The organism is Stenotrophomonas maltophilia, assembly GCF_039555535.1.
GTDB classification, from domain to species: domain Bacteria; phylum Pseudomonadota; class Gammaproteobacteria; order Xanthomonadales; family Xanthomonadaceae; genus Stenotrophomonas; species Stenotrophomonas maltophilia_Q.
In genome coordinates this window covers 1,627,951-1,650,920 of the sequence record NZ_CP154630.1, presented here as the reverse complement: position 1 = coordinate 1,650,920, position 22,970 = coordinate 1,627,951, and the positions used below count along the sequence as shown (strand labels likewise).

At 67.3% G+C, this 22,970-nt stretch carries 21 protein-coding genes and 2 tRNA genes; 21 read left to right on the top strand and 2 right to left on the bottom strand.

Annotation, left to right across the window (positions count from 1 at the left end; all coding sequences use genetic code 11):
• The first annotated feature begins 58 nt into the window (after nt 1-58).
• The 11 genes from ccmA to AASM09_RS07615 all read left to right on the top strand — a co-directional run bounded on the left by ccmA (nt 59) and on the right by AASM09_RS07615 (nt 8,528).
• Nucleotides 59-802 (top strand): heme ABC exporter ATP-binding protein CcmA, encoded by a 744-nt coding sequence (gene ccmA / locus AASM09_RS07665; protein WP_428992504.1) that lies wholly within the window; start codon nt 59-61, stop codon nt 800-802.
• Nucleotides 799-1,494: a heme exporter protein CcmB gene (gene ccmB / locus AASM09_RS07660; RefSeq protein WP_049430573.1), complete on the top strand. Its 696-nt coding sequence runs from the start codon at nt 799-801 to the stop codon at nt 1,492-1,494. The genes ccmA and ccmB overlap by 4 nt, the downstream gene beginning before the upstream one ends.
• 43 nt (nt 1,495-1,537) lie before the next feature.
• Entirely contained in the window at nt 1,538-2,308 is a 771-nt protein-coding gene (ccmC, locus tag AASM09_RS07655; protein WP_049430571.1) for a heme ABC transporter permease CcmC, read from the top strand.
• Complete coding sequence (locus AASM09_RS07650; RefSeq protein WP_049430569.1) at nt 2,305-2,493, top strand: heme exporter protein CcmD; 189 nt, start codon at nt 2,305-2,307, stop codon at nt 2,491-2,493. Before ccmC ends, AASM09_RS07650 begins: the two co-directional genes overlap by 4 nt.
• Nucleotides 2,490-2,951 carry a cytochrome c maturation protein CcmE gene (gene ccmE, locus AASM09_RS07645; protein ID WP_049430568.1) on the top strand — a complete coding sequence of 154 codons (462 nt, stop codon included), beginning with the start codon at nt 2,490-2,492 and terminating at the stop codon, nt 2,949-2,951. Before AASM09_RS07650 ends, ccmE begins: the two co-directional genes overlap by 4 nt.
• On the top strand, nt 2,952-4,871 hold the full coding sequence (locus tag AASM09_RS07640; RefSeq protein ID WP_100443794.1) for a heme lyase CcmF/NrfE family subunit: 1,920 nt from the start codon (nt 2,952-2,954) through the stop codon (nt 4,869-4,871).
• Between the two features lie 8 nt (nt 4,872-4,879).
• Nucleotides 4,880-5,497: a DsbE family thiol:disulfide interchange protein gene (locus AASM09_RS07635; RefSeq protein ID WP_049430564.1), complete on the top strand. Its 618-nt coding sequence runs from the start codon at nt 4,880-4,882 to the stop codon at nt 5,495-5,497.
• Between the two features lie 4 nt (nt 5,498-5,501).
• The gene (locus AASM09_RS07630) at nt 5,502-5,951 is read left to right on the top strand and encodes a cytochrome c-type biogenesis protein (RefSeq protein ID WP_049430561.1); all 450 of its coding nucleotides are present in this window, start codon (nt 5,502-5,504) and stop codon (nt 5,949-5,951) included.
• Entirely contained in the window at nt 5,945-6,934 is a 990-nt protein-coding gene (locus AASM09_RS07625) for a tetratricopeptide repeat protein (RefSeq protein WP_100443793.1), read from the top strand. Before AASM09_RS07630 ends, AASM09_RS07625 begins: the two co-directional genes overlap by 7 nt.
• Nucleotides 6,935-7,070: 136 nt before the next feature.
• On the top strand, nt 7,071-8,183 hold the full coding sequence (gene metX, locus AASM09_RS07620; RefSeq protein ID WP_049431342.1) for a homoserine O-acetyltransferase MetX: 1,113 nt from the start codon (nt 7,071-7,073) through the stop codon (nt 8,181-8,183).
• Nucleotides 8,184-8,528, top strand: coding sequence for a DUF1294 domain-containing protein (locus AASM09_RS07615; RefSeq protein WP_049431339.1), 345 nt, complete (start codon nt 8,184-8,186; stop codon nt 8,526-8,528).
• 100 nt (nt 8,529-8,628) lie between these two features.
• Here AASM09_RS07615 and cydC read toward each other — a convergent pair whose 3' ends face one another.
• Nucleotides 8,629-10,302, bottom strand: coding sequence for a thiol reductant ABC exporter subunit CydC (gene cydC / locus AASM09_RS07610; RefSeq protein WP_049431336.1), 1,674 nt, complete (start codon nt 10,300-10,302; stop codon nt 8,629-8,631).
• A complete protein-coding gene (cydD, locus tag AASM09_RS07605) occupies nt 10,299-12,044 on the bottom strand; it encodes a thiol reductant ABC exporter subunit CydD (RefSeq protein ID WP_049431334.1) in 1,746 nt (581 codons plus the stop codon). The genes cydC and cydD overlap by 4 nt, the downstream gene beginning before the upstream one ends.
• A gap of 228 nt (nt 12,045-12,272) precedes the next feature.
• On the opposite strand from cydD, the gene AASM09_RS07600 reads away from it, so the two are divergent.
• From AASM09_RS07600 to pgaD, 10 genes are all read left to right on the top strand, one after another.
• Nucleotides 12,273-13,862 carry a cytochrome ubiquinol oxidase subunit I gene (locus AASM09_RS07600; protein WP_049431332.1) on the top strand — a complete coding sequence of 530 codons (1,590 nt, stop codon included), beginning with the start codon at nt 12,273-12,275 and terminating at the stop codon, nt 13,860-13,862.
• 15 nt (nt 13,863-13,877) lie between these two features.
• A complete protein-coding gene (gene cydB / locus AASM09_RS07595; RefSeq protein ID WP_049431329.1) occupies nt 13,878-15,029 on the top strand; it encodes a cytochrome d ubiquinol oxidase subunit II in 1,152 nt (383 codons plus the stop codon).
• A gap of 54 nt (nt 15,030-15,083) precedes the next feature.
• Nucleotides 15,084-15,200: a cytochrome bd-I oxidase subunit CydX gene (gene cydX / locus AASM09_RS07590; protein WP_005410354.1), complete on the top strand. Its 117-nt coding sequence runs from the start codon at nt 15,084-15,086 to the stop codon at nt 15,198-15,200.
• A gap of 55 nt (nt 15,201-15,255) precedes the next feature.
• Nucleotides 15,256-15,332 (top strand) — tRNA-Pro (locus tag AASM09_RS07585).
• Between the two features lie 140 nt (nt 15,333-15,472).
• Nucleotides 15,473-15,549, top strand: a tRNA-Pro gene (locus AASM09_RS07580).
• 225 nt (nt 15,550-15,774) lie between these two features.
• Nucleotides 15,775-16,980 (top strand): CynX/NimT family MFS transporter, encoded by a 1,206-nt coding sequence (locus tag AASM09_RS07575; RefSeq protein WP_049429605.1) that lies wholly within the window; start codon nt 15,775-15,777, stop codon nt 16,978-16,980.
• A 341-nt stretch (nt 16,981-17,321) separates the two neighbouring features.
• Nucleotides 17,322-19,349: a poly-beta-1,6 N-acetyl-D-glucosamine export porin PgaA gene (pgaA, locus tag AASM09_RS07570; protein ID WP_049429606.1), complete on the top strand. Its 2,028-nt coding sequence runs from the start codon at nt 17,322-17,324 to the stop codon at nt 19,347-19,349.
• Between the two features lies 1 nt (nt 19,350).
• Nucleotides 19,351-21,237 carry a poly-beta-1,6-N-acetyl-D-glucosamine N-deacetylase PgaB gene (gene pgaB, locus AASM09_RS07565; RefSeq protein ID WP_049429607.1) on the top strand — a complete coding sequence of 629 codons (1,887 nt, stop codon included), beginning with the start codon at nt 19,351-19,353 and terminating at the stop codon, nt 21,235-21,237.
• 1 nt (nt 21,238) lies between these two features.
• A complete protein-coding gene (gene pgaC, locus AASM09_RS07560; RefSeq protein WP_049429608.1) occupies nt 21,239-22,495 on the top strand; it encodes a poly-beta-1,6-N-acetyl-D-glucosamine synthase in 1,257 nt (418 codons plus the stop codon).
• The gene (gene pgaD, locus AASM09_RS07555) at nt 22,492-22,962 is read left to right on the top strand and encodes a poly-beta-1,6-N-acetyl-D-glucosamine biosynthesis protein PgaD (protein ID WP_049429609.1); all 471 of its coding nucleotides are present in this window, start codon (nt 22,492-22,494) and stop codon (nt 22,960-22,962) included. Before pgaC ends, pgaD begins: the two co-directional genes overlap by 4 nt.
• Nucleotides 22,963-22,970: the final 8 nt, after the last annotated feature.

The window sequence follows — 22,970 nt, the reverse complement described above, 5'->3', positions numbered from 1 at the left end:
GCCCAGAAGTGTACGAAATCCACGCTGCGACTGTGGGTTCAGCCGGTAGCGCCGGGTCATGCCCGGCGGCTCTTTGCATATGCCTTGCGGCCGCCGGGCATGGCCCGGCGCTACCGGGACAGCATTCACCGCTACAATTGCCGCCGCACTCCGGCATGAAGACCCCTGCCCCTTGAACACCCCTGCATTGCTGGCCGCCAGCGGCCTGAGCTTCTCCCGCAATGACGAGCCGGTGTTCGGCCCGCTGGACTTCCATGTGGACGCCGGCGAAGCCCTGCTGGTGCAGGGCGGCAATGGTGCCGGCAAGACCACCCTGCTGCGCGTGCTGGCCGGCCTGGCCCGGCCCGGCGCCGGTCAGGTGCGGATCGACGGCAAGCCGGCCAGCAATGCCGAGCGTGCACGCTACGTGGCCTACCTCAGCCACCTGCCGGCCTTGAAGCCGGACCTGGATACGCTGGAGAACCTGCATTTCCTGTGTGGCCTGCACGGCCGTCGTGCGCGGCAGATGCCGGGCAACGCGCTGGCCATCGTCGGCCTTGCCGGCTACGAAGACACCCTCGTGCGTCACCTGTCCGCCGGGCAGAAGCGGCGCCTGGCGCTGGCGCGCATCTGGCTGTCGCCGGCGCCGCTGTGGCTGCTCGACGAACCTTATGCCAACCTCGACCTGGAGGGCATCACCCTGGTCAACCGGATGATCTCGGCGCACCTGCGCGCCGGTGGCGCGGCACTGGTCACCACCCACGGCGCCTATGCCGCACCGCCGGTGCGTACCCGCCAGCTCGACCTCGGCGGTGCCGCATGATCGCGCCGGGCACCGAACCGGGCCTGTGGCAGACTGCGGGTGCGCTGCTCAAGCGCGACCTGCGCCTGCTCTGGCGCCGTCGCGGCGATGCGCTGCAGCCGCTGCTGTTCGCGGTGCTGGTGGTGGTGCTGTTCGCGCTGGCCCAGGGCCGCGAACCGAAACTGCTGAGCGCCACCGCTGGCGCGGTGCTGTGGCTGGCGGTGCTGCTGGCCGGGCAGCTGTCGCTGGATTCGCTGTTCCGTTCCGATGCCGAGGATGGTTCGCTGGAGCAATGGCTGCTGGCGCCGGTGCCGCTGGCCTGGCTGGTGCTGGTGCGCGTGCTGCTGCACTGGGCGACCACCGCCCTGCCGCTGATCATCGTCAGCCCGTTGCTGGCGGAAATGCTGCATCTGCCGCATGACCAGCTGCCGATGTTGCTGGCATCGTTGCTGCTGGGAACACCGTTGCTGAGCCTGATCGGTGGCGTGGTCGCAGCACTGACCGTAGGCATCCGGCGCTCTGGTATTCTCGTGGCGTTGCTGTCGTTGCCGCTGTACGTGCCGGTGCTGGTGTTCGGCGCAGGCAGCCTGGCGGCAGCCGGACGCGGACAGGATCCGGTCGGTGCGCTGCTGATGCTGGGCGCCGGCCTGCTGGTCGCACTGGTGCTGGCACCATTGGCCACTGCTGCTGCAATACGCATTTCTCTGAGTTGACCGAGCTGAGAGCCAATCCACCCCTGCTGGATAGCCGCCACGCATGAATCCGATTGTCCGCTGGTTCCACCAACTCGGTTCACCGCCCACGTTCGACCGTTTCGCTGCCCGCTGGTCGCGGGTGTTCTACCTCGCCGCGGTGCCGGTGCTGCTGGCCGGCATGTGGCAGGCGCTGCTGGTGGTGCCGCCGGAAGCCAAGCAGCTGGACAGCTTCCGCATCCTCTACATCCACGTGCCCAGTGCCTGGATGAGCCTGTTCGTGTTCGCGCTGATGGCGCTGTATGCGGCCATCGCGCTGATCTGGCGGATCAAGGTCTGCGAGATCCTGGCCATGGCCTGTGCGCCGATGGGCGCCGGCTTCACCCTGATCACCCTGCTGACCGGCAGCATCTGGGGCAAGGGTACCTGGGGCACCTGGTGGGACTGGGACCCGCGCATGACCAGTGAACTGGTGCTGCTGTTCCTGTACCTGGGCGTGATCGGCCTGTACCACGCCATCGAGGACCGCCGCAGCGCCGCGCGTGCAGCCGGCCTGCTGGCCATCGTCGGCGTCAGCCTGCTGCCGGTGATCCGCTATTCGGTGGACTGGTGGGGTGGCCTGCATCAGCGCCAGTCGATCAACGTATTCGGTGAATCGGCGATCAGCAGCGCGATGATCGCGCCGCTGTGGTGGATGGTGATCGGCACCAAGTTCTGGTTCGCCGGTTCGGTGCTGGCCAAGGCACGCGCCGACAACCTCGACCGCGAGGCCGGCAAGGCCTGGGTCGGTAGCCGCGTCGATGCAGAGCGCCCGGCGCGGGAGGCCCAGCCATGACCCACCTGCCCTATTTGATCGGTGCCTACGCCGTGTTCGTGCTGGTGCTCGGCGCCGATGCCCTCGGTTCGTGGCTGCGCCTGCGCGTGGCGCGCCGCCTGGCACTGGCCCGGCAGCAACGGCAGCAGACCCGCGCCGGCAAGCAGGACGCAGCGGCCTCGCTGCCGACGGAGCTGGAACGATGACGCCGGTGCAGCGTCGCCGCCTGGCCTGGGTGCTGCTGGCCCTGCTCGCCTCCGGCCTGGCCACCGCACTGGTGGCGATGGCGCTGGAGCGCAACATCGCCTACCTGTACACGCCCGCCGAAGTACTGCGTGGCGATGTCGATGCGCAGTCGCGCTTCCGCTTGGGCGGCATGGTGGTGAAGGGTTCCTTCAATCGGCCGGTCGGCTCGTTGGAGGCACGCTTTGAAGTGACCGACGGCGATGCACAGCTGGCGGTGACCACCTCGCGGATCCTGCCGGACATGTTTGCCGAAGGCACCGCCGTGGTCGCCAGTGGCCGCCTGCAGGACGGTGTCTTCGTCGCCGACGAAGTGCTGGCCAAGCACGATGAAAAGTACGTGCCGAAGGAAGTGGCGGACAAGATGGGCGATGCCCATCGCAAGCACGACGTGCCGGTGACGGCACCCGAGGTGCGCTGAGTGCTGCCCGAACTGGGTCAGATCCTGCTGTTGTGTGCGTTGCTGGCCTCGCTGCTGCAGGCTGGCCTGCCGCTGGTGGGCGCGCATCGCAACAACACGGCGTGGATGGCGGTGGCACGACCGGCCGCCTTCGCGCAGCTGCTGCTGCTCGCCGGTGCGTTCGCGGCGCTCACCGCCGCGTTCGTGCAGCAGGACTTCTCGGTGCGCTACGTGGCCGAGAATTCCAATTCGCTGCTGCCGATGATCTACCGCTATTCGGCGGTATGGGGCGCGCATGAGGGCTCGCTGCTGATGTGGGCGCTGGTGCTGGCATTGTGGACCGGCGCGGTGGCGCTGTTCTCCCGGCACCTGCCGGGACCGGTGCAGGCGCGCGTACTGGCGGTGATGGGCATCGTCAGCGTCGGATTCCTCGCCTTCCTGATCTTCACCTCCAACCCGTTCCTGCGCCTGAACCCGGCGCCGCTGGAAGGCCGCGACCTCAACCCGCTGCTGCAGGACCCGGGCCTGATCATCCATCCGCCGATGCTGTACATCGGTTACGTGGGCTTTGCGGTGCCGTTCGCGTTCGCGGTGGCCGCGCTGCTGGAAGGCCGCGTCGACGCGCGCTGGCTGCGCTGGACGCGGCCGTGGACCAACGTTGCCTGGGGCTTCCTGACCCTCGGTATTGCGTTGGGCAGCTGGTGGGCCTACTACGAGCTGGGCTGGGGTGGCTGGTGGTTCTGGGACCCGGTGGAGAACGCCAGCTTCATGCCATGGCTGGTCGGTGCGGCGCTGATCCATTCGCAGGCCGTCACCGAAAAGCGCGGCACCTTCGGCAGCTGGACGTTGTTGCTGGCGATCGCCGCCTTCGCGCTGTCGCTGCTGGGCACCTTCCTGGTGCGCTCCGGCGTGCTGACCAGCGTGCATTCGTTCACCGCCGATCCGTCGCGCGGCCTGTTCATCCTGGTGTTCCTGTCGGTGCTGGTCGGCGGCAGCCTGCTGCTGTACGCGCTGCGCGCCAGCCAGCTGAGCGTGGACGCCGATGACCCACGCCGTGGCTTCACCGCCACCTCGCGCGAGACCCTGCTGCTGGCCAACAACCTGCTGCTGGCCACGGCCTGCGCGATGGTGCTGCTCGGCACGCTGTACCCGCTGCTGGCCGACGCGCTGTCTCTGGGCAAGATCTCGGTCGGCCCGCCCTACTTCGGCAGCCTGTTCCTGCTGCTGATGGCACCGATGATCCTGCTGCTGCCGTTCGGCCCGCTGGTGAAGTGGCAGCGCGACCAACCTTCGCGTACATTCGCGCTGCTGGCGCCATGGCTGGGGCTGGCCGTGCTGCTGGGCGCTCTGGCTTGGTGGCAGGCACCGCAGAACGGCTGGAAGGCCGGTATCGGCGTGGCCGCTGCGGCCTGGGTCGCGCTCGGCACCGCACGCTTCGTCTGGCAGCGCCTGCGCGGCAATGGCCGCTTCACCGCCGAGATGCTCGGCATGATCGTCGCCCACGCCGGCATCGCCGTGTTCCTGGCCGGCGCACTGCTGGTGGAAGCCTTGAACGTGCAGCGCGAAGTGGCGCTGGCGCCGGGCCAGCAGCTGGTGGTCGGTCGCTACGAAGTCCGCTTCGAAGGCGTGGACCATCGCGAAGGCCCTAATTTCATCGCTGATCGCGGCCATCTGCGGGTGTTCCGCAACGGCCGCGAGCAGGCCCTGCTGCATCCGGAGAAGCGCCAGTACGCCAGTGGCGGCCAGGTGATGACCGAGGCTGGCATCGATGCACGCTTCGATGGCGATGTCTACGTGGCATTGGGCGAGCCGCTGGGCAACAATGCATGGGCGGTTCGGGTGCACATCAAGCCGTTCGTGCGCTGGATCTGGCTGGGCGCGCTGCTGATGGCCCTGGGCGGATTCATCACCGCCGCCGACCGCCGTTTCCGTCGTCCGTAGGAGTTTCCATGTCCGAGTCCCCCGCCCCGCGCCCCTCCCGCCCGCTGCCGCCGGTAGCCATCGTGATCGGCGTGCTGTTCTTCTTCGGCCTGCTTGGGCTGATGATCTACGGGGTGATGAAATCGGGCGATCCGCAGCGCGACGTGCTGCCCTCGGCGCTGATCGACAAGCCGGCGCCGGCGTTCGCGCTGCCGGTGCTGCACGACCCGGAAATGATCGTGCACAGCGACGACCTGCGCGGTGCGCCCTACCTGCTGAACGTATGGGGCAGCTGGTGCGCGGCCTGCCGCGAGGAACACCCGGTGCTGACCCGCTTCGCCGAGAGCAAGCGCGTGCGCGTGATCGGCTACAACTGGAAGGATGACCCCACTGACGCGCTGCACTGGCTGGAACAGCTGGGCAACCCGTTCATGGTGGTGCTCAGCGATGTCGAAGGCCGCACCGCGATCGACTGGGGCGTGACCGCTGCACCGGAAACCTTCCTGGTAGACGGTAGTGGCATCGTGCGCTGGAAATACAGCGGCGCGATGACCCAGCGCGTGGTCGACGAGAAGCTGATCCCGGCGCTGGAGAAGATCGAGAAGGCCCAGGGCAATGCCGGCAACACCCTGCACACGGCGCCTTGAGCCCATGCGCTGGCTGCTGGCGCTGCTGCTCCTGATGCTGCCACTGGCCGTGCCGGCCCAGCAGCCGCTGCACGATCCGCAGCCGCTGCAGTTCCGCGATGGCGCCGAGGAACGACGCTTCCACGACCTGGCCGCGCAGCTGCGCTGCGTGCAGTGCCAGAACCAGTCGCTGGCCGATTCCAATGCGCAGATCGCCCAGGACCTGCGCCGCGAGGTGCTGCAGCTGATGCAGCAGGGCCACGACGATGCACAGATCAAGCAGTTCCTGGTCACGCGTTACGGGGAATTCGTGCTTTACCAGCCACCGTTGCAACCGGGCACCTGGCTGTTGTGGGGGGGGCCGCTTCTGGTACTGGGTGCGGGTGCGCTGGTGGTGCTGGGCATCGTCCGCCGTCGTGGACGCACGGTCGGCGCCGCGCCGGCCGGCAAGGCCGATGAAGGAGATGGATGGTGAGCCACTGGCTGCCGATGCTGGCCGGCCTGGTCGCTGCGCTGGTGGCAGCGCTGGTGCTGTGGCCGCTGCGCCACCACGGTCGCCGCGGTTTTGCGGTGGGCGTGATTGCGCTGGGCGTGGCCGGCGCCTGTCTTTACCTGCTGGTCGGTGATCCACGCGCTGCGCAGGTGCAGCCACCGCCGTCGGTGGCAACCCTGCGCGATGGCGTGCAGGCCCTGCAGGATGCGTTGGAGCGTGACCCACAGCGGGCCGATGGCTGGACCCTGCTGGGTCGTTCGCAGGCCGAACTGGGCAATGCCTCAGCTGCGGCGGGCGCGTTCGCGCGGGCCGCAGCATTGGCACCGGATGATCCGGGCGTACTGGTGGAAGCCGCGCAGGCACGTGCGCAGGCCGACGCCGGCAAACAATTCGATGACACCGCAATGGCCTGGTTGCAGCAGGCGCGCACGCTGGCACCCGATGCCGAGCGCGCAAGCTGGTTGCTCGGCATCGCCCTGCGCCAGCGGGACCGGAATGCCGAAGCCGCCGACGTCTGGAGCAGCCTGCTGCCGCGACTGGAACCGGGCGCCGCGCAGGCACTGCAGGCACAGATCGCCATCGCCCGCGAAGCTGCCGGCCAGGCACCTGATGCTGCCGCTGCGGCGCAGCAGGCGCTGCTGCAGGTGCGCGTGCAGCTGCCTGCAATGAAGGCGAACGAGTGGCCAGCCAGCACCCAGGTGTTCGTGCTGGCCCGTGCCGTCGGCGGCCCGCCGATGCCGGTGGCCGCGCGCAAGCTGCCGCTGGCCGGCTTCCCGGCCACGGTCGGGCTGGGCGACGATGACAGTCCGATGCCAACCGCACCGCTGTCGGCACATCGCGAAGTGGAAGTGCTGGCACGCATCTCGCGTACCGGTAGCGCCAACCGGAGCGAGGGCGACCTGCAGAGCGTGCCGGTGAAGGTGAGCCTGCCGCATGACGGCGTGGTTGAGCTGCGGTTTCCCTGACTTGCAGAGCCGAGCCCATGCTCGGCAGCCGAGCATGGGCCCGGCGCTACAGTAGATCCACGCCATGCGTGGATACGGCCACCGATGGAAACCAGCATGTCGCCAGCTGCACATCCGGCCCCGCTAGAATGCCCGCATGACTGAATTCATCCCGCCCGGCACCCGTTTCCATGCCCTGCCCTCGCCGTTCCCGTTCAAGCGCGGTGGCGCCCTGCACGGTGCGCGCGTGGCCTATGAAACCTGGGGAACGCTGGCTGCCGACGCCGGCAACGCGATCCTGATCGTGACCGGTCTTTCGCCGGATGCGCACGCAGCGGCCAACGACGCCAATCCGGCACCGGGCTGGTGGGAAGGCATGGTTGGTCCCGGCAAGCCGGTCGATACCAACCGCTGGTTCGTGGTGTGCGTGAACTCGCTGGGCAGCTGCAAAGGCTCCACCGGCCCCGCCTCGCTCAATCCGGCCACGGGCGAACCGTATCGCCTCGACTTCCCCGAGCTGTCGATCGAAGACGGCGCACGCGCCGCCATCGAGGTCGTGCATGCGCTTGGCATCGAGCGGCTGGCCTGCGTGATCGGCAATTCGATGGGCGGCATGACCGCCCTGGCGGTGCTGATGCTGCATCCGGGCATCGCGCGCAGCCACGTCAACATTTCCGGCAGCGCGCAGGCGTTGCCGTTCTCGATCGCGATCCGCTCGCTGCAGCGCGAAGCGATCCGCCTTGATCCGCGCTGGAACGGCGGCCACTACGACGACGACGCGTATCCCGAGTCCGGCATGCGCATGGCGCGCAAGCTGGGCGTGATCACCTATCGCTCGGCACTGGAATGGGACGGCCGTTTCGGCCGCGTGCGGCTGGATTCGGACCAGACCGATGATGATCCGTTCGGCCTGGAATTCCAGGTGGAAAGCTATCTGGAAGGGCACGCGCGGCGCTTCGTGCGTTTCTTCGACCCGAACTGCTATCTGTACCTGAGCCGATCGATGGACTGGTTCGACCTGGCCGAGTACGCCGATGGCGATGTGCTGGCGGGGCTGGCGAAGATCCGGGTGGAGAAGGCGTTGGCCATCGGCGCCAACACCGACATCCTGTTCCCGGTGCAGCAGCAGCAACAGGTCGCTGACGGCCTGCGTGCCGGAGGCGCTGAAGCGCATTTCATCGGATTGGAGTCACCGCAGGGCCACGACGCCTTCCTGGTCGACTTCGATCGCTTCGGCCCGGCCGTGCGCGGCTTCCTCGACGCGCTGTAAGTGGGCTGGCGGCGCAACCTGGCGCTGGCCGCGTTCGGCGCGTTGATCGCGCTGATGGTCAGCGGCGTGCTGCCGCTGTGGCTGGGCGGCTGGTGCCTGCTGGCAAGCGCGCTGTCGTTCGCGCTGTACGGCCACGACAAGCGCGCGGCGCAGCGAAAGCAGTGGCGGATTCCCGAACGTACCCTGCAGCTGCTGGCGTTCGCCGGCGGCTGGCCCGGCGCGCTGCTGGGCCAGGCCGTGTTCCGGCACAAGCACCGCAAGGCCACGTTCCAGTGGGCGTTCTGGCTGTGCGTACTGGCAAACGTGGCCTCGATCGCGGTGATGCTGCGCGAGTTCTCGCGATAGCCAACCTGTAGGGCCGAGCCCATGCTCGGCTGCCTCTGCACGAAGCCGAGCATGGGCTCTGCTCTACAGTAGATCCACGCCAAGCATGGTTGTGCATCGGTCAAAGTTCGCGGACCAGGGCCCCGTCACGCAGCCGGTACTGCGCATCAACCACGCCTTCGGGCAGGTCGTCGTGGGTGATCATCAGCAGGCTGCGCCCGTCCAGCAGCCCGGAAAGATCCTGCAGCAGCGCACGTGCGGTATCCACGTCCAGGCCTTCGGTGGGTTCGTCCAGCAGCAGGATCGGCGCATCGCGCAGCAGCGCGCGCGCCAGCGCCAGGCGCCGCGCCTGGCCGGCCGACATCGTCGCGCCGTTCTCGCCCACCCAGGTCTGCAGACCACCGTTGTTCTCGGCCCAGTCGCCCAGGCGAACGCGGCGCAGCACCGCCCACAACGCAGCGTCGCTGGCATCGGGATCACCCAGGCGCAGGTTCTCGGCCACGCTGCCGGCAAACACCGGCGCGTTCTGCGGCAGCCAGGCCAGCTGTCGATGCCAGTCGGCCTGGCTGAAATCGCGCAGGTCGCGGCCACCATAGGTGATTCGCCCCTGCTGCGGATCCCACAAGCGCAGCAGCAGGCTGGACAGCGTGGTCTTGCCACTGCCGCTGTCGCCGCGGATGGCGATTCGTTCGCCCGGCGCGAGGGTCAACTGCAGGCCGGACAACACCGGTCGCGCCGCACCCGGCCACTGGAAATGCACGTCATCCCAATGCACGCGCGCGGCCTCCGGCACTGCCTGCGGCGCCTGCGGATCCTCCACCGTCGGCGGTTGCTCGACGATGGCCTGCAGGCGATCGGCGGCGATGCGCCCGGCCTGCAGCGACTGCCAGGCCAGGCCCATGCCCGCCCACAGTTCGATCAGTGCCACGGTAAGGAACACCAGGCCCGCCGCCATTTCCGGCGCGATGCGCTGCTGTTCGGCCGCGTGCAGCGCCAGCGCCAGCATCGCCACCAGGCCCAGCCCAGCGACCAGGCCATGCAGGGTCGATGCCGAGATCAGGCGCCAGCGACGACGCCGGTCGCGCGAAGCCAGCTGCTTGGCCGCCACGCGCACCTTCAGCTGCCACGCCGCATCGGCATGCAGCGCGGCCAGATCGCCCGCGCCCTCCAACCCTTCAAAGGCGGCGGTGCGCAGTGCGGCGCGATGCGCGGCACGGTCCGCCTCTTCATCGTCACGACCGCGCACACCCAGCCACGGCACGCCGAAAGCGATCAGCAGCGCCAGCACTGCCAGCAACACTGCTGCCGACGGCAGGATCAGCGCCGCCGAGGCCACCGCCACCAGCGTCAGCGCACCCAGCGCCACCAGCGGCCCGATCGCACGCACCAGCAGGCCGTCCACTTCACCGATGTCACCGAGCAGGCGCGCCAGCAGATCGCCGGTGCGCGTCGCCCCCAGCCGTGCCGGTGCCAGCGGCAGCGCGCGGCGGAAGAACCACACGCGCAAGTCGCGGGCGATGCGCAGGGTGGCGTCGTGGCCCACCAGCTTTTCGAAGTAGCGCGACACGATGCGCGCCATGGTCAGCCCGCGGATACCCGCGGACGGCGAGAAGAAGTTGAAGCCCTTGCCGAGGCCGGCCGCACCGGCCAATGCAGCGGCGGTGAGGAAACCACCGGACAGGCCCAGCAGTGCGGTGCCGGCCAGCATGGTGGTCCACAACAGCAGGATCGTCAGCAGCAGGCGCGGCCGATGGCGCAGGAACACCGCACGCAACGAATCAGGTGAACGGCTCATGCGCGCACCGCCTGTGCTGGTTCCACCAGGCGACCTTCCGGCAACAGCAGGCAGCGATCGGCCCAGGCGATCACCGCCGGGCTGTGGGTGGCGACCACCACACTGCGGCCTCGTGCATAGGCCGCCAGGCTGCGCAGCAGTGCGGCCTCGGTATCGGCGTCGAGAAACGCGGTGGGTTCGTCCAGCAACAGCACCTGCGGGTCGCGCAGCAACAACCGGGCCAGGCCGATGCGACGGGCTTCGCCGCCGGACAGGCCGAAGCCACGTTCGCCGATCACCGTCTCCAGCCCCTGTGGCAGGCGCTGTGCGAACTGAAGCACCTGCGCGGCCTCGGCCACCGCACGCAGTCGCGCATCGCTGGCACCCGGATCGGCCAGGCGCAGGTTGTCGGCAATGCTGCCGTGGAACAGGTACGGACGCTGGCTGGCATAGGCCACCTGCACGCCAGGACGCAGCTGCAGTTTGCCGGCGCGCGGCGCCAGCCAACCGGCCAGCGCTTCCAGCAGCGTGCTCTTGCCGGACCCGCTGGGACCGACCAGGGCCAGCCGCTGGCCCGGCTCCAGCAGCACATCCAGATCGTGCAGCACATCGTGCGGCGCGCCCAACGGGCGAAGCACCAGTCCCTGTGCCTGCAACGGCGGCAATGCAGCTTCGGCCGGCTCCACCGCCAGCGGTGCGATCTCGTTCTCGATCAGGCCATGCTCCTCGGGCAGTGACTGCAGCAGGCGTTCCACCTCGGCAGCAGCGGCCAGTGCATTGGCACGATCGTGGTAGTGCGCGGCCAGGCGCCGCAGCGGCGCGTAGAATTCCGGCGCCAGCAGCAGGCAGAACAGGCCCGCGCCCAGCGTCGGCACCGTCGAGTGCAGCGACATCATGCCCAGGTAGCTCAGGCCCAGGTACAACGCGACCATCGCCACGCTGACCGAGGCGAAGAATTCCAGCACCGTGGACGACAGGAAGGCGATGCGCAGCACCTTCAGGGTACGCACGCGCACCCCTTCGGCGGCGGCCTCGATACCTTCCAGCTCGGCCTCGCCACGGCCATACAGGCGCAGCAGGCCCAGGCCCTTGATGCGATCAGCGAAGTGGCCGCTCATCCGCGCCAGTTCGCCCAGCTGGGCACGACCGGCAGCTTCGGCGCCCCAGCCCACCAGCATCATGAAGAACGGCACCAGTGGCGCGGTGAACAGCAGGATCAGCGCCACCACCCAATCAACCCAGGCCACCGCGGCCAGGATCAGCAGTGGCACCACCACCACTTCGGTGCGCACCGGCAGGAAGCCACTGTAATAGTTCTCGATCGCATCGCCGTGATGAAGCATCAGTTCGCCCAGCTCACCGGTGCGGCGTTGCCGCAGCCACAGCGGCCCATGCCCGAGCAGTCGCGCGAACACCCGCTCACGCAGGGCCAGGCGCGCGGCATCGGCCACATCACCGGCAGCAGCCTGGGTGGCGCTGCCGAGCAGCGTGCGCAGCACCAGGACCAGCGCCAGCCCCCCCAGCACCGGCAGGCCCGATGCCAATGGCGCGCGCTCGACCAGCACCTGCTGCACCAGCCAGGCAATGGCGGCAGCCTGGCCGATCAACAGTGCGCCGGACAGGCTGATGCACAGCGCGGCCAGGCGCTGGCGACCCCGGGCGGAGCGTGACAGGTCGGCCAGCCAGGCCGTGCGCACACGCCGCTGGCGGGCGGTTTCAGCTTCCGGGGACAGGCCGTCAGGGGTCGTTTCGGCAGCGCTCAAGAGGTCTTCACGGGCAACGGGGGAGACACGGCATTGTAGGCGCAGGCAACAGCCCGCCCCTGCGGCCGGCGGTCGCAGTCTTCATCAGGTTGGCATACGATCAACCGGGGCACCTGTTCATACATTGATCTGGATCAAGGCTGTTTGAAGTAGTCGGTCACATCATTCACGTCGTAGACCACCCTTCCCGCCACCTGCAACGGCACTATCCAACGAGGTAGCCAGGCCATGATTGATCAGACAGTCGTAGAACTGTCGCGGCTGCAATTCGCGCTGACCGCGATGTACCACTTCCTATTCGTACCGCTCACCCTCGGCCTGTCCTTCATGGTGGCCATCATGGAGAGCGTGTACGTGATGACCGGCAAGGAGATCTGGCGCAGGATGACCCTGTTCTGGGGCGTCCTGTTCGGCATCAACTTCGCCATGGGCGTTGCCACCGGCATCGTCATGGAATTCCAGTTCGGCATGAACTGGTCCTACTACAGCCACTACGTGGGTGACATCTTCGGTGCGCCGCTGGCGATCGAAGGTCTGATGGCGTTCTTCCTGGAAGCCACCTTCGTCGGCCTGTTCTTCTTCGGCTGGAACCGCCTCACCAAGGTCAAGCACCTGATGGTGACCTGGCTGATGGCGCTGGGCACCAACCTGTCGGCAATCTGGATCCTGGTGGCCAATGGCTGGATGCAGAACCCGACCGGTGCGGTGTTCAACCCGGAAACCATGCGCATGGAAGTGGTCGACTTCATGGCGGTGGTGTTCAACCCGGTGGCGCAGGCCAAGTTCGTGCACACCGTCAGCGCCGGCTACGTGACCGGTGCGGTGTTCGTGATGGCGATCAGCGCGCTGTTCCTGCTGCGCAACAAGCACAAGGACCTGGCCCGTCGTTCGTTTGCGGTGGCCGCGGCGTTCGGCCTGCTGTCATCGCTGTCGGTGGTCGTGCTGGGTGACGAGAGCGGTTACGCCGCCAGCGAACACCAGAAGATGAAGCTGGCCGCGATCGAAGCGATGTGGGAGACCGAGCGTGCGCCGGCCGACTTCACCGCCTTCGGCATCCCCAACCAGGAGACCCACCAGAACGACTACGCGGTGAAGATCCCCTACCTGATGGGCCTGATCGCCACCCGCTCGTTGAACCAGCCGATTCCCGGCATCCTGGAACTGGTCGAGCGCGCCGAACACCGCGTGCGTGGCGGCCAGCTGGCCTACGGTGCATTGGAACGCCTGCGCGCCAACAAGAACGACGTTGAAGCGCGCGAGATGTTCGACCGTCACTGGCAGGACCTGGGCCACGGCCTGCTGCTCAAGCGCTATCGCGATGACATCCTCAACGCCACCCCGCAGGAAATCTCGCAGGCGGCGATGGACACGGTGCCGCGCGTGATGCCGTTGTTCTGGACCTTCCGCGTGATGGCCGGCCTCGGCTTCTACCTCATCGCTTTCTTCGCCCTGGCCTTCTACTACTCCTGCCGCAACAATTTCCAGGACAAGCGCTGGTTCCTCACGCTGGCCCTGTGGACGCTGCCGGCACCGTGGATCGCGATCGAGTGCGGCTGGTTCGTGGCCGAGTATGGTCGCCAGCCGTGGGCGGTCGATGGCGTGCTGCCGACCTTCTATGCAGCATCGGGGCTGGCCCTGCATGAAATCGTGCTGACCCTGGCCGGCTTCACTGCCATCTACACCGCGCTGATCGTGGTCGAGATCAAGCTGATGCTCAAGGCGATCCGCAAGGGTCCGGACGAGGTGCTGCCGTCACTGCAGTCGCCCCAGCCGCATGCTTCCCACAATGCCTCGGCGCCGGCCGCCGGCCAGGCCTGAGGCAGGAGAACCAAGATGGATTTCATTCTTCTGGACTACACCACGCTGCGCGTGATCTGGTGGCTGCTGCTCGGCATCCTGCTGATCGGTTTCGCCGTGATGGATGGTTTCGACCTGGGCGTGGGCACCCTGCTGCCCTTCGTCGCCCGCAACGACGCCGAGCGCCGGCTGGTGATCAACACCATCGGCCCGGTGTGGGAAGGCAACCAGGTGTGGCTGATCCTGGGCGGCGGCGCGATCTTCGCCGCCTGGCCGCCGCTCTATGCGGTCAGTTTCTCCGGGTTCTACCTGGCGATGTTCGTGATCCTGTTCGCGCTGATCCTGCGTCCGGTCGGTTTCAAGTTCCGCAGCAAGATGCCCAGCGAACGCTGGCGCAACACCTGGGACTGCGCGCTGTTCATCGGTGGCTTCATCCCGGCGCTGATCATGGGCGTGGCGGTGGGCAACGTGGTGCTGGGCGTGCCGTTCCACTTCGATGACAGCATGCGCATCTTCTACACCGGCTCGTTCTTCGGTCTGCTGATGCCCTTCGCACTGCTGGCCGGCCTGCTCAGCGTGTCGATGCTGGTCGCCCACGGTGCCGCCATGCTGGTCCTGAAGACCGACGGCCCGGTGGCCGAACGTGCAGCCCGTTTCGGCAGCATCGCCGCGATCATCGCCTTCGTGCTGTTCGCCGTGGGCGGTGCCTGGGTGGCCTTCGGCCTGCCGGGCTACCAGATCACCTCGCAGGTGGTCACCGATGGTGCAACCAATCCGCTGCTGAAGACCGCCGAACTCGGCGCCGCCGGTGGCTGGATGCGCAACTACAGCGCGATGCCAGCCACGATCCTGGCCCCGCTGCTCGGCCTGGCCGGCCTGCTGGCCAGTGCGGTACTGCTGCGTGCCCGTCGCGGCGGCCTGGCCTTCATCGCCTCCGGTGCGGCCATCGCCGGCATCATCCTGACCGTCGGCTTCGCCATCTTCCCGTTCCTGCTGCCGTCCTCGAGCCAGCCCACCTCCAGCCTGACCGTGTGGGACGCCTCGTCCAGCCACCTGACCCTGTGGATCATGCTGCTGGCCACGGCGGTGTTCCTGCCGATCATCCTCGCCTACACCACCTGGGTGTACCGCGTACTGAAGGGCAAGACCACCACCGAAGAGATGGGCAACAACCCGAACGCTTACTGATTGACGGTGTGCCGGCCCACGGCCGGCACATCCCTTGAACAAAGGAGATCGACCATGTGGTATTTCGCCTGGATTCTCGGTGCCGGCCTCGCCTCGACGGTGGCCATCCTCAACGGCATGTGGTTCGAAGCCCGCGAGCAGAACCGCATCGAGAAGGAAAATCGTCGCTGAGCTGTAAAAAAACCTTGCCGCCCTGGCCTTCACACGGTATCTTAGGCGGCTCCTTCGGGGTGTAGCTCAGTCTGGTAGAGCGCTACGTTCGGGACGTAGAGGTCGCAGGTTCGAATCCTGTCTCCCCGACCACTCACGTGGTCGCATTGAAGCCTGGTGAAGTCGTCCAGGCTTTTTTGTTCCCTGAAGTGGCACTGCTTCGGCAGTGTGAAGAAAACAGCATTTACCCCTTGCCGCCATCGGGGTGAATCGCTAGAATAGGCGGCTCCCTTCGGGGTGTAGCTCAGTCTGGTAGAGCGCTACGTTCGGGACGTAGAGGTCGCAGGTTCGAATCCTGTCTCCCCGACCACTTCGGTGGTCACCAAGAAGCCTGGAAGACATCACTGTCCTCCGGGTTTTTTTGTACCCAGTGCCAAGCCGCCCGCATGACGGGACCTTGCCGGAGCGCGCACGTACAATGGCCGCGCTGCCGGCCCCACCTGCAGCCGCCACTCCCCCACCTGCCGCTTCGGCGTAGACCGATGCCGGCGCTGCATGCCATTGCCCTGGCGTGCGACACCTGCAAGGACCACCGATGAGTTCCTCCACTTCCGATTCGCCATCGCTGCTGCACGGGCGCGTGCTGGCTTTCGCCGCCATTCTGCTGGCAGCGATCAACCTGCGCACCGCGGTTACCTCGATCACGCCGCTGCTGGACGTGCTCGGCCAGCAGTTCGGCTTCGGTACCACCATGACCGGCGTACTGGGCATGCTGCCGACCGCCTCGTTCGCGCTGTTCGGCGTGGCCACGCCGGCACTGGCGCGGCGCCTGGGGCTGGAACGCACCACGCTGCTGGCGATGGTGATGGCGATGGCCGGCCTGCTGCTGCGCTCCAGCGCCGGCAACGTCGGCACGCTGCTGCTGGGGTCGGTGCTGGCGCTGGCCGGCATGGGCATCGGCAACGTGGTGGTACCGCCGCTGGTCAAGCGCTACTTCGCCAACAAGGTCGGCACCATGAGCACGCTCTACATCAGCGTGCTGCAGCTGGGCACGATGCTGCCGGCGCTGCTGGCGGTGCCAGTGGCCAACGCCGCTGGCTGGCGCGTCTCGCTGGGCATGTGGGCGCTGCTCGCGCTGGCCGCGGCACTGCCGTGGCTGGTGCTGGCCAGGCGCGCACCGAAGCCGCAGGCCGACGCCACCGATCCCACCGCACAGCCGCACGGCAAGGTCTGGCGCACGTCGCTGGGCTGGAGCATGACGCTGATGTTCGGCATGACCTCGCTGATGACCTATTCGATGTTCACCTGGCTGCCGCGCATCGTGGTCGAGGCCGGTGGCACGCCCGCCTTCGGTGGCGTGATGGTCGCGGTGTTCTCGGCGCTGGGCCTGCTGCCTTCACTGGTCATCCCATCGATGGCGGTTCGCATGCAGAACCCGTTCCCGCTGGTGCTGATCGGCTTCTTCTCGTTCGTGATCGCCTTCACCGGCCTGCTGCTGGCACCGATGAAGGCCCCGCTGCTGTGGGCCTGCCTGCTCGGCGTCGGTCCGTCAACCTTCCCGCTGGCGCTGACCCTGATCAACCTGCGCACGCGCACCCCCACCGGCTCGGCGGCGCTGTCCGGCTTCATGCAGGGCGTGGGCTACAGCTTCAGCTGCCTGGGGCCGTTCCTGGTCGGCTGGCTGCATACGGTCAGCAACGGCTGGACGCTCCCGTTCAGCTTCCTGTTCGGCTGCGCCACCCTGATGCTGTGCGCCTCCTGGGTGGCCTGCAAGCCGCGCAAACTGGAAGATCTCTGGTAACCGGCCGGGGCTACCAGACGGTCCCGCCTACCGCTCGTCAGCCCGTTTGCGCATTTTGACGCCGGGCTGACAATTCCGGGCGGATAGTGCCCACGAATGCCCTTCCTTGCCGCGTGCCGGCATCGGGCATGGGGGCGGCAGCGCCGCCCAGGCCACCACTCGGTGTGCGGGGGACTCTCGTTTCAGACAAGACATTGCAGGTCGCTGTCCTGGTTCCGCCCATCCCTGCTGGATGGGAGTTCGCGAGGGGAGTGACGCAGGCCACGGCCATCCCAAAATCTGGCATGTGATGTGCGTCACATTTTTCAGGTTGTCTGGTTCGGAAGCCAAGGGGGTCCCCAATGGTTGTCCACCGTCGGCTGGCGCTTTGCGTCGGCCTCGCCTGCACTGCCCTGGCCTGGGCCAGCAGCGCTGCGCCGCCCGACCGCGAGACGGCCCTGGCCGAGATCGGCCGCTACCGCGACCAGGCCCGCTGGCTGGATGCCCTCGGTGCGATCGAGCGCGCCAGCCAGCAGCAGCCCAACGACGATCTGCTGTTCAAGCTGCGCGTACTGACCCTGGGCGACATCGGCAATGCCTGGCGCGCCTGGGAGCTGCTCCAGCAGCGCCCGCAGCTGTTCGACGCTGCACAGAAGCAACGCATCGAAGGCGACTACCTGGCCAAGCTGGTGGTCTGGAGCCTGGCCTACAGCAGCAGCGAAGACAGCCGGCTGGAAGAGGCCGAATCAACCCTGGCGCGCATGCAGCGCTACGTCGGCGCAGAGGGCACCCCACCCGCGCAGGCGCCACTGCGCATCCGCCTGGACCGGCTGATCCTGCTCAACCGCCTGGGGCGCCACGCGCAGGTGCGCGAGGAAGCGCGGGCACTGCAGGCCGAAGGCCACACGTTGCCCGACTACGTGCTGCCCGCCGTGGGTGATTCGTTGATGGGCACCCTGCACCCGGAGGAAGCCATCCCGGTACTGCAGGCCGCAGTAGCCGCCGATCCGACGCGTGACGCCTCGCATTCGGAACTGGCCTATGCCTACCTGGAAAGCGAGCAACAGGAAAAGGCCATCGACCTGCTGCAGGCCTGGCGCGACAAGGAGCCGCCATGGCGCTGGAGCAACGGCAAGTCACCGTACGCGAACTGGTCGCGCTACGAGGCCGACCTGAACCTGGCAATGGTGCGCGCCTACAGCGGCGACCTGCGCACCGCACAGCACGACCTGGAATCGATGGTCGACATCGCACCTGGCAACGGCGGCCTGCAGAGTGCGCTGGGCAGCGTGTACATGATGCGCGGATGGCCACGCATGGCGCTGCAGCGGCAGCAGATGGCGCATGCGCTGGACCCACGCGACATCGAGCCACGGCTCGGCATGGAAGAGGCGTACGTTGCCCTGCAACGCGACGACCTGGCACGGCCGCTGCACGACGATCTGGTCGCGCGCTATCCCACCCAACCGGCAGTCGAACGCATGGACCAGGCCTGGCGCGCGCATCGCGGCTGGCACGTGAAGGCATGGACGGATATCGGCCGCAGCTCGGGCGGCGGTGGCACCTCGCCACTGGGCAACAACGACCGCCATTACGGTCTTGAGGTGGAAACGCCGTTGCTGGATGACCGTTGGCGGCTGTTTGCCTTCGCCGACCGCCGCACGGTCGATTTCCAGGACCAGCGCATTGATCCGCTGTGGCTGGGTGCCGGCGTGCGCTACCGTTTCGGACGACTGGATGCAGAAGCAGCGGTGTTTCGCGCCAACGATCACATCGGCGATACCGGCCTGCGTCTTGGTGTCGGCTGGCAGTTCAACGATTACTGGCACGCCGGGCTGGTGGCTGTACGCAACGATCCGGACGCCTCGATGCAGGCGCGCGTGGCCGGCATCACCGCCGACAGCGTGAGCGCGCAGGTGGACTACCGGCGCAGCGAGCTGACCCACTGGATGTTCGGCGCCAGCCGCTTCCGCTACGACGACGGCAACCACCGCGAACTGTTCAGCACCAGCGTTGAACAGCGCCTGCTGACCCGCCCGCGCTGGCTGATCGATGGTCTCGCCAGTGCCTACACCAGCCGCGGCAGCCGCGACGACGCCCCCTACTTCAACCCGAAGCGCGACCGCATGGTCGAGATCGGAATGCGCATCGACCAGCAGTTGTGGCGGCACTACGAGCGCCATTTCCGGCACCGGCTGACGGTTTCACTGGGTGACTACTGGCAGGATGGCTTCGGCAGTGCGCTGGTCCCTTCGGTGTCCTACATGCACGAATGGCAGCTGGGCCAGGGCCGCGTGTTCGAGTACGGCGTGCGCTGGTCGCGGCCGGTCTACGACGGCCACCGCGAGCGTCATATCGGCTTCGAAGCCGCACTGCGCTGGGGAGAATGACATGGCCCGCATCCTGCGACTGATCGTGCTCCTGCTGCTGTCCGCCTCGCCGCCGGCGTTCGCCCAGCAGGCCCTGCATCTCGATGCCATTGACAACGGCCTGCTGATCCTCAGCTACCACGACATCCGCGACCAGGTCGCGGCCAAGGGCGACGCCGATACCTACGCGGTGAGCACGCAGAACTTCGCCGCGCACCTGGACTGGCTGGGTGCGCACGGCTATCACCCGGTGTCGTTGTCGCAGGTGATCGACGCCTCACAGGGGCGCGCCACGCTGCCACCAAGGCCCGTGCTGCTGACCTTCGACGACGGCCTGCGCAGCGTCTACGACAAGGCGTTCCCGCTGCTGCAGGCCTACCGCTACCCGGCGCTGGTGGCGGTGATCACCGATTACGTGGACATGGCGCCCGGGCGCACGATCGACTATGGCTACCGGCCGTTCGGCCACGATGACTTCGTTACCTGGGCGCAGCTGAAGCAGATGCACGACAGCGGCCTGATCGAAGTGGCCAGCCATACCGACGACCTGCATCATGGCGTGCTTGCCAATCCGCAGGGCAATTCGACGCCAGCGGTGGTCACCCGCATCTACAGCCCGACCACGCACAGCTACGAAAGCGAGGCGCAGTACGAGCAGCGCCTGCGCGCCGACCTCGGCCGTAGCGTGCAGCGCATCCAGCAGCACCTGGGCATACGCCCGCGCGCCATCGTCTGGCCCTATGCCGCCTACAACCAGCTGAGCAACGACATCGCCGAGCAGCTGGGCATGCCGATATCCTTCGATCTGGAAGGCCGCAGCACACCGGTGGCCAGCGACCTGCACGGGCTGGCGCGTTTCCTGGTGAGCGACAACCCGACCGTGGAGGGGCTGGCCTTCGAGCTGCGCCGCGATGTTGCACTCGATGGCATCCGTGCGCTGCAGGTCGACCTGGATGATGTGTATGACCCGGACCCGGCACAGCAGGCGCGCAACCTCGATGCGCTGATCGAGCGAGTCAAGCGCATATCGCCCACCCACGTCTACCTGCAGGCTTTCGCCGACCCCGACGGCAACAACACCGCCGACGCGCTGTACTTCCCCAACCGGCACATGCCGATGCGCGCGGACCTGTTCAGCCGGGTCGCCTGGCAACTGAAGTCGCGCGCGGGAGTGAAGGTATACGCCTGGCTGCCGGTGCTCGGGTTCGAGCTGCCCGATCCGGTGCAGCGGAAGGCATTGGCGATCCACAACGGCGATACCGACGGCATGTACCGGCTGGACTTCACCAACCCGAAGGCACGCCAGATCATGCTCGACATCTACGAGGATCTGGCCGTCAACTCGTACTTCGAAGGCCTGCTCTTCCATGATGATGGTTACCTGCGCGACACGGAACTGCCGGCGCTGGCGGCCGGCGGTGATGGCAGCGCACGCACCCAGGCACTGATCGACTTCACCCTGGCCCTCCGCGACAGTGCACAGCGCTGGCGACCAAAGCTGGCGACGGTACGCAACCTGTATGCCGAGCCGGTGCTGCGCCCGCAGAGCGAGGCGTGGTTCGCACAGCGGCTGGACCTGTTCAACAAGGCCTACGACCAGACCGCGCTGATGGCGATGCCGTGGATGGAAGGCAGCAAGCACCCCGAGCGCTGGCTGGACCAGCTGCTGGCCGCGGTGCGCGCGCATGATCCCCAGCTGCAGCACACCCTGTTCGAACTGCAGACCGTGGATTGGCGCACCGGCCAGCCGATTCCCGCCGAACGCCTGCGCGCGCAGATCCGCCGGCTGCAGGCCCAGGGGGTGCATCACTTCGCCTGGTATCCGGATGATTTCATCGCCGACCAGCCCTCCACCCATGATGCCCGCGCGGCCATGTCCGCCGGCAACTTCCCGTACCCGGAGAAGTGACATGGACATGCATCCGCTGCTGCAGGTCCTGTTCCAGTTCGCCTTCTACTACCCGATGGTGATGGCGTTCTTCTGGATGTCGGGCGGGCTGTATTACTACTTCCGGCGTGAACGCCATTCGCGCCCGCGCAATGATCCTCCGTTGATGGTCGACCCACCGTTCGCAAGCCTGCTGATTCCCTGCCACAACGAGTCCGAGAACCTGGACGACACCCTGGGAGCCGCGCTGGCGCAGCGCTATCCGGCCGACTACGAGGTGATCGCCATCGACGATGGCAGCAGTGACGACACCGGCGCCCGGCTCGACGTGCTGGCGGCGAAACATCCACGGCTGCGCGTGCTGCACCTGGACCGCAACCTCGGCAAGGCCAATGCGCTGCGCATGGCGGCGCTGGCGGCACGCTCGGAGTACCTGGTGTGCATCGATGGCGATGCCATGCTGGAGGAGCACGCCCTCCACTGGATGGTTTGGCATCTGGTCAGTGGCAACCGGGTCGGCGCGGTCACCGGCAACCCACGCATCCGCAACCGCTCAACCCTGCTCGGGCGCCTGCAGGTGGCCGAGTTCTCCTCGATCATCGGCATGATCAAGCGCGCGCAACGTGTTTACGGGCGCATCTTCACGATCTCCGGGGTCATCGCCGGCTTCCGTCGCACCGCACTGCACCAGGTCGGCTGGTGGTCGGACGACATGGTGACCGAAGACATCGACATCAGCTGGCGCCTGCAGCGCGCGCACTGGGACATCCGCTACGAGCCCAACGCGCTGTGCTTCATCCTGATGCCGGAAACGCTGAAGGGCCTGTGGCGGCAACGACTGCGCTGGGCGCAGGGCGGCGTGGAAGTGATGCTGCGGCATGCGCGTTCACTGTTGCACTGGAAGGAGCGGCGCATGTGGGGCGTGCTGCTGGAGTATGTGCTGAGCGTGATCTGGGCCTACACCATGCTGTTCATCGTGGTGTTGTGGGTGCTTGGCAAGCTCATCGACATGCCGCCGCAGCTGTATATCGCCAGCCTGCTGCCGCAATGGCATGGCGTGATCCTGGCCCTGGTCTGCCTGCTGCAGTTCGCCAGCAGCCTGATCATCGACCGCCGTTACGAAACACAGATTGGACGCAACTACTTCTGGGTCATCTGGTACCCGATGGCGTACTGGCTGATCAGCCTTTCCACCACCCTGGTGGCGCTTCCCAAGACCCTGCTGCGCCGTCGCAGCAAGCGCGCTACCTGGACCAGCCCTGACCGGGGAATCCGATGAACGCCCACCACCCGTCCAACCGCTTCGACTCGCGGATGATCCGCAAGCCACATCATCAACCGCGCTTCCAGCGCACCGCCTGGGGCTTCGTCACCCTGGCGTTCTGGGGGTTCTACTTCTACCTGTGGGCACCGTTGGTGACCCTGCTCTCGTGGCTGATCGGCGGGCAGATGGCCTGGCAGCAGCTGTACGAGCGCAAGAACCAGTTCGACCCCTATGTGCTGGTCGCGCTGCCGCTGATGCTGTTGTGTGCAAGCGTGCTGCTGATCGGCTGGGCCGAGTACAACCGCGCGCGTTTCCGTGGCCGCGAGCGGCGCCAGCCACGGCCATTGGCCAGCCTCAATGAAGTAGCCGCCGATCTCGGCGCCAGCACCGGCCTGGCCGAGCGGCTGCTGGGCTGCAAGTCCGCTACGCTGCACATGGATGAGCATGCGCGGCCGATGGGCATCCGCCGCGAGGTGGTGTGACGCCCCGG

Bases quoted from the DNA above. Each gene is read 5' to 3' on its own strand.
- ccmA (WP_428992504.1), top strand. From the start codon at position 59: ATGCCCGGCGGCTCTTTGCATATGCCTTGCGGCCGCCGGGCATGGCCC.
- ccmB (WP_049430573.1), top strand. From the start codon at position 799: ATGATCGCGCCGGGCACCGAACCGGGCCTGTGGCAGACTGCGGGTGCG.
- ccmC (WP_049430571.1), top strand. From the start codon at position 1,538: ATGAATCCGATTGTCCGCTGGTTCCACCAACTCGGTTCACCGCCCACG.
- AASM09_RS07650 (WP_049430569.1), top strand. From the start codon at position 2,305: ATGACCCACCTGCCCTATTTGATCGGTGCCTACGCCGTGTTCGTGCTG.
- ccmE (WP_049430568.1), top strand. From the start codon at position 2,490: ATGACGCCGGTGCAGCGTCGCCGCCTGGCCTGGGTGCTGCTGGCCCTG.
- AASM09_RS07635 (WP_049430564.1), top strand. From the start codon at position 4,880: ATGTCCGAGTCCCCCGCCCCGCGCCCCTCCCGCCCGCTGCCGCCGGTA.
- AASM09_RS07630 (WP_049430561.1), top strand. From the start codon at position 5,502: ATGCGCTGGCTGCTGGCGCTGCTGCTCCTGATGCTGCCACTGGCCGTG.
- AASM09_RS07625 (WP_100443793.1), top strand. From the start codon at position 5,945: ATGGTGAGCCACTGGCTGCCGATGCTGGCCGGCCTGGTCGCTGCGCTG.
- metX (WP_049431342.1), top strand. From the start codon at position 7,071: ATGACTGAATTCATCCCGCCCGGCACCCGTTTCCATGCCCTGCCCTCG.
- cydC (WP_049431336.1), bottom strand. From the start codon at position 10,302: ATGAGCCGTTCACCTGATTCGTTGCGTGCGGTGTTCCTGCGCCATCGG.
- AASM09_RS07600 (WP_049431332.1), top strand. From the start codon at position 12,273: ATGATTGATCAGACAGTCGTAGAACTGTCGCGGCTGCAATTCGCGCTG.
- cydB (WP_049431329.1), top strand. From the start codon at position 13,878: ATGGATTTCATTCTTCTGGACTACACCACGCTGCGCGTGATCTGGTGG.
- cydX (WP_005410354.1), top strand. From the start codon at position 15,084: ATGTGGTATTTCGCCTGGATTCTCGGTGCCGGCCTCGCCTCGACGGTG.
- AASM09_RS07575 (WP_049429605.1), top strand. From the start codon at position 15,775: ATGAGTTCCTCCACTTCCGATTCGCCATCGCTGCTGCACGGGCGCGTG.
- pgaA (WP_049429606.1), top strand. From the start codon at position 17,322: ATGGTTGTCCACCGTCGGCTGGCGCTTTGCGTCGGCCTCGCCTGCACT.
- pgaB (WP_049429607.1), top strand. From the start codon at position 19,351: ATGGCCCGCATCCTGCGACTGATCGTGCTCCTGCTGCTGTCCGCCTCG.
- pgaC (WP_049429608.1), top strand. From the start codon at position 21,239: ATGGACATGCATCCGCTGCTGCAGGTCCTGTTCCAGTTCGCCTTCTAC.
- pgaD (WP_049429609.1), top strand. From the start codon at position 22,492: ATGAACGCCCACCACCCGTCCAACCGCTTCGACTCGCGGATGATCCGC.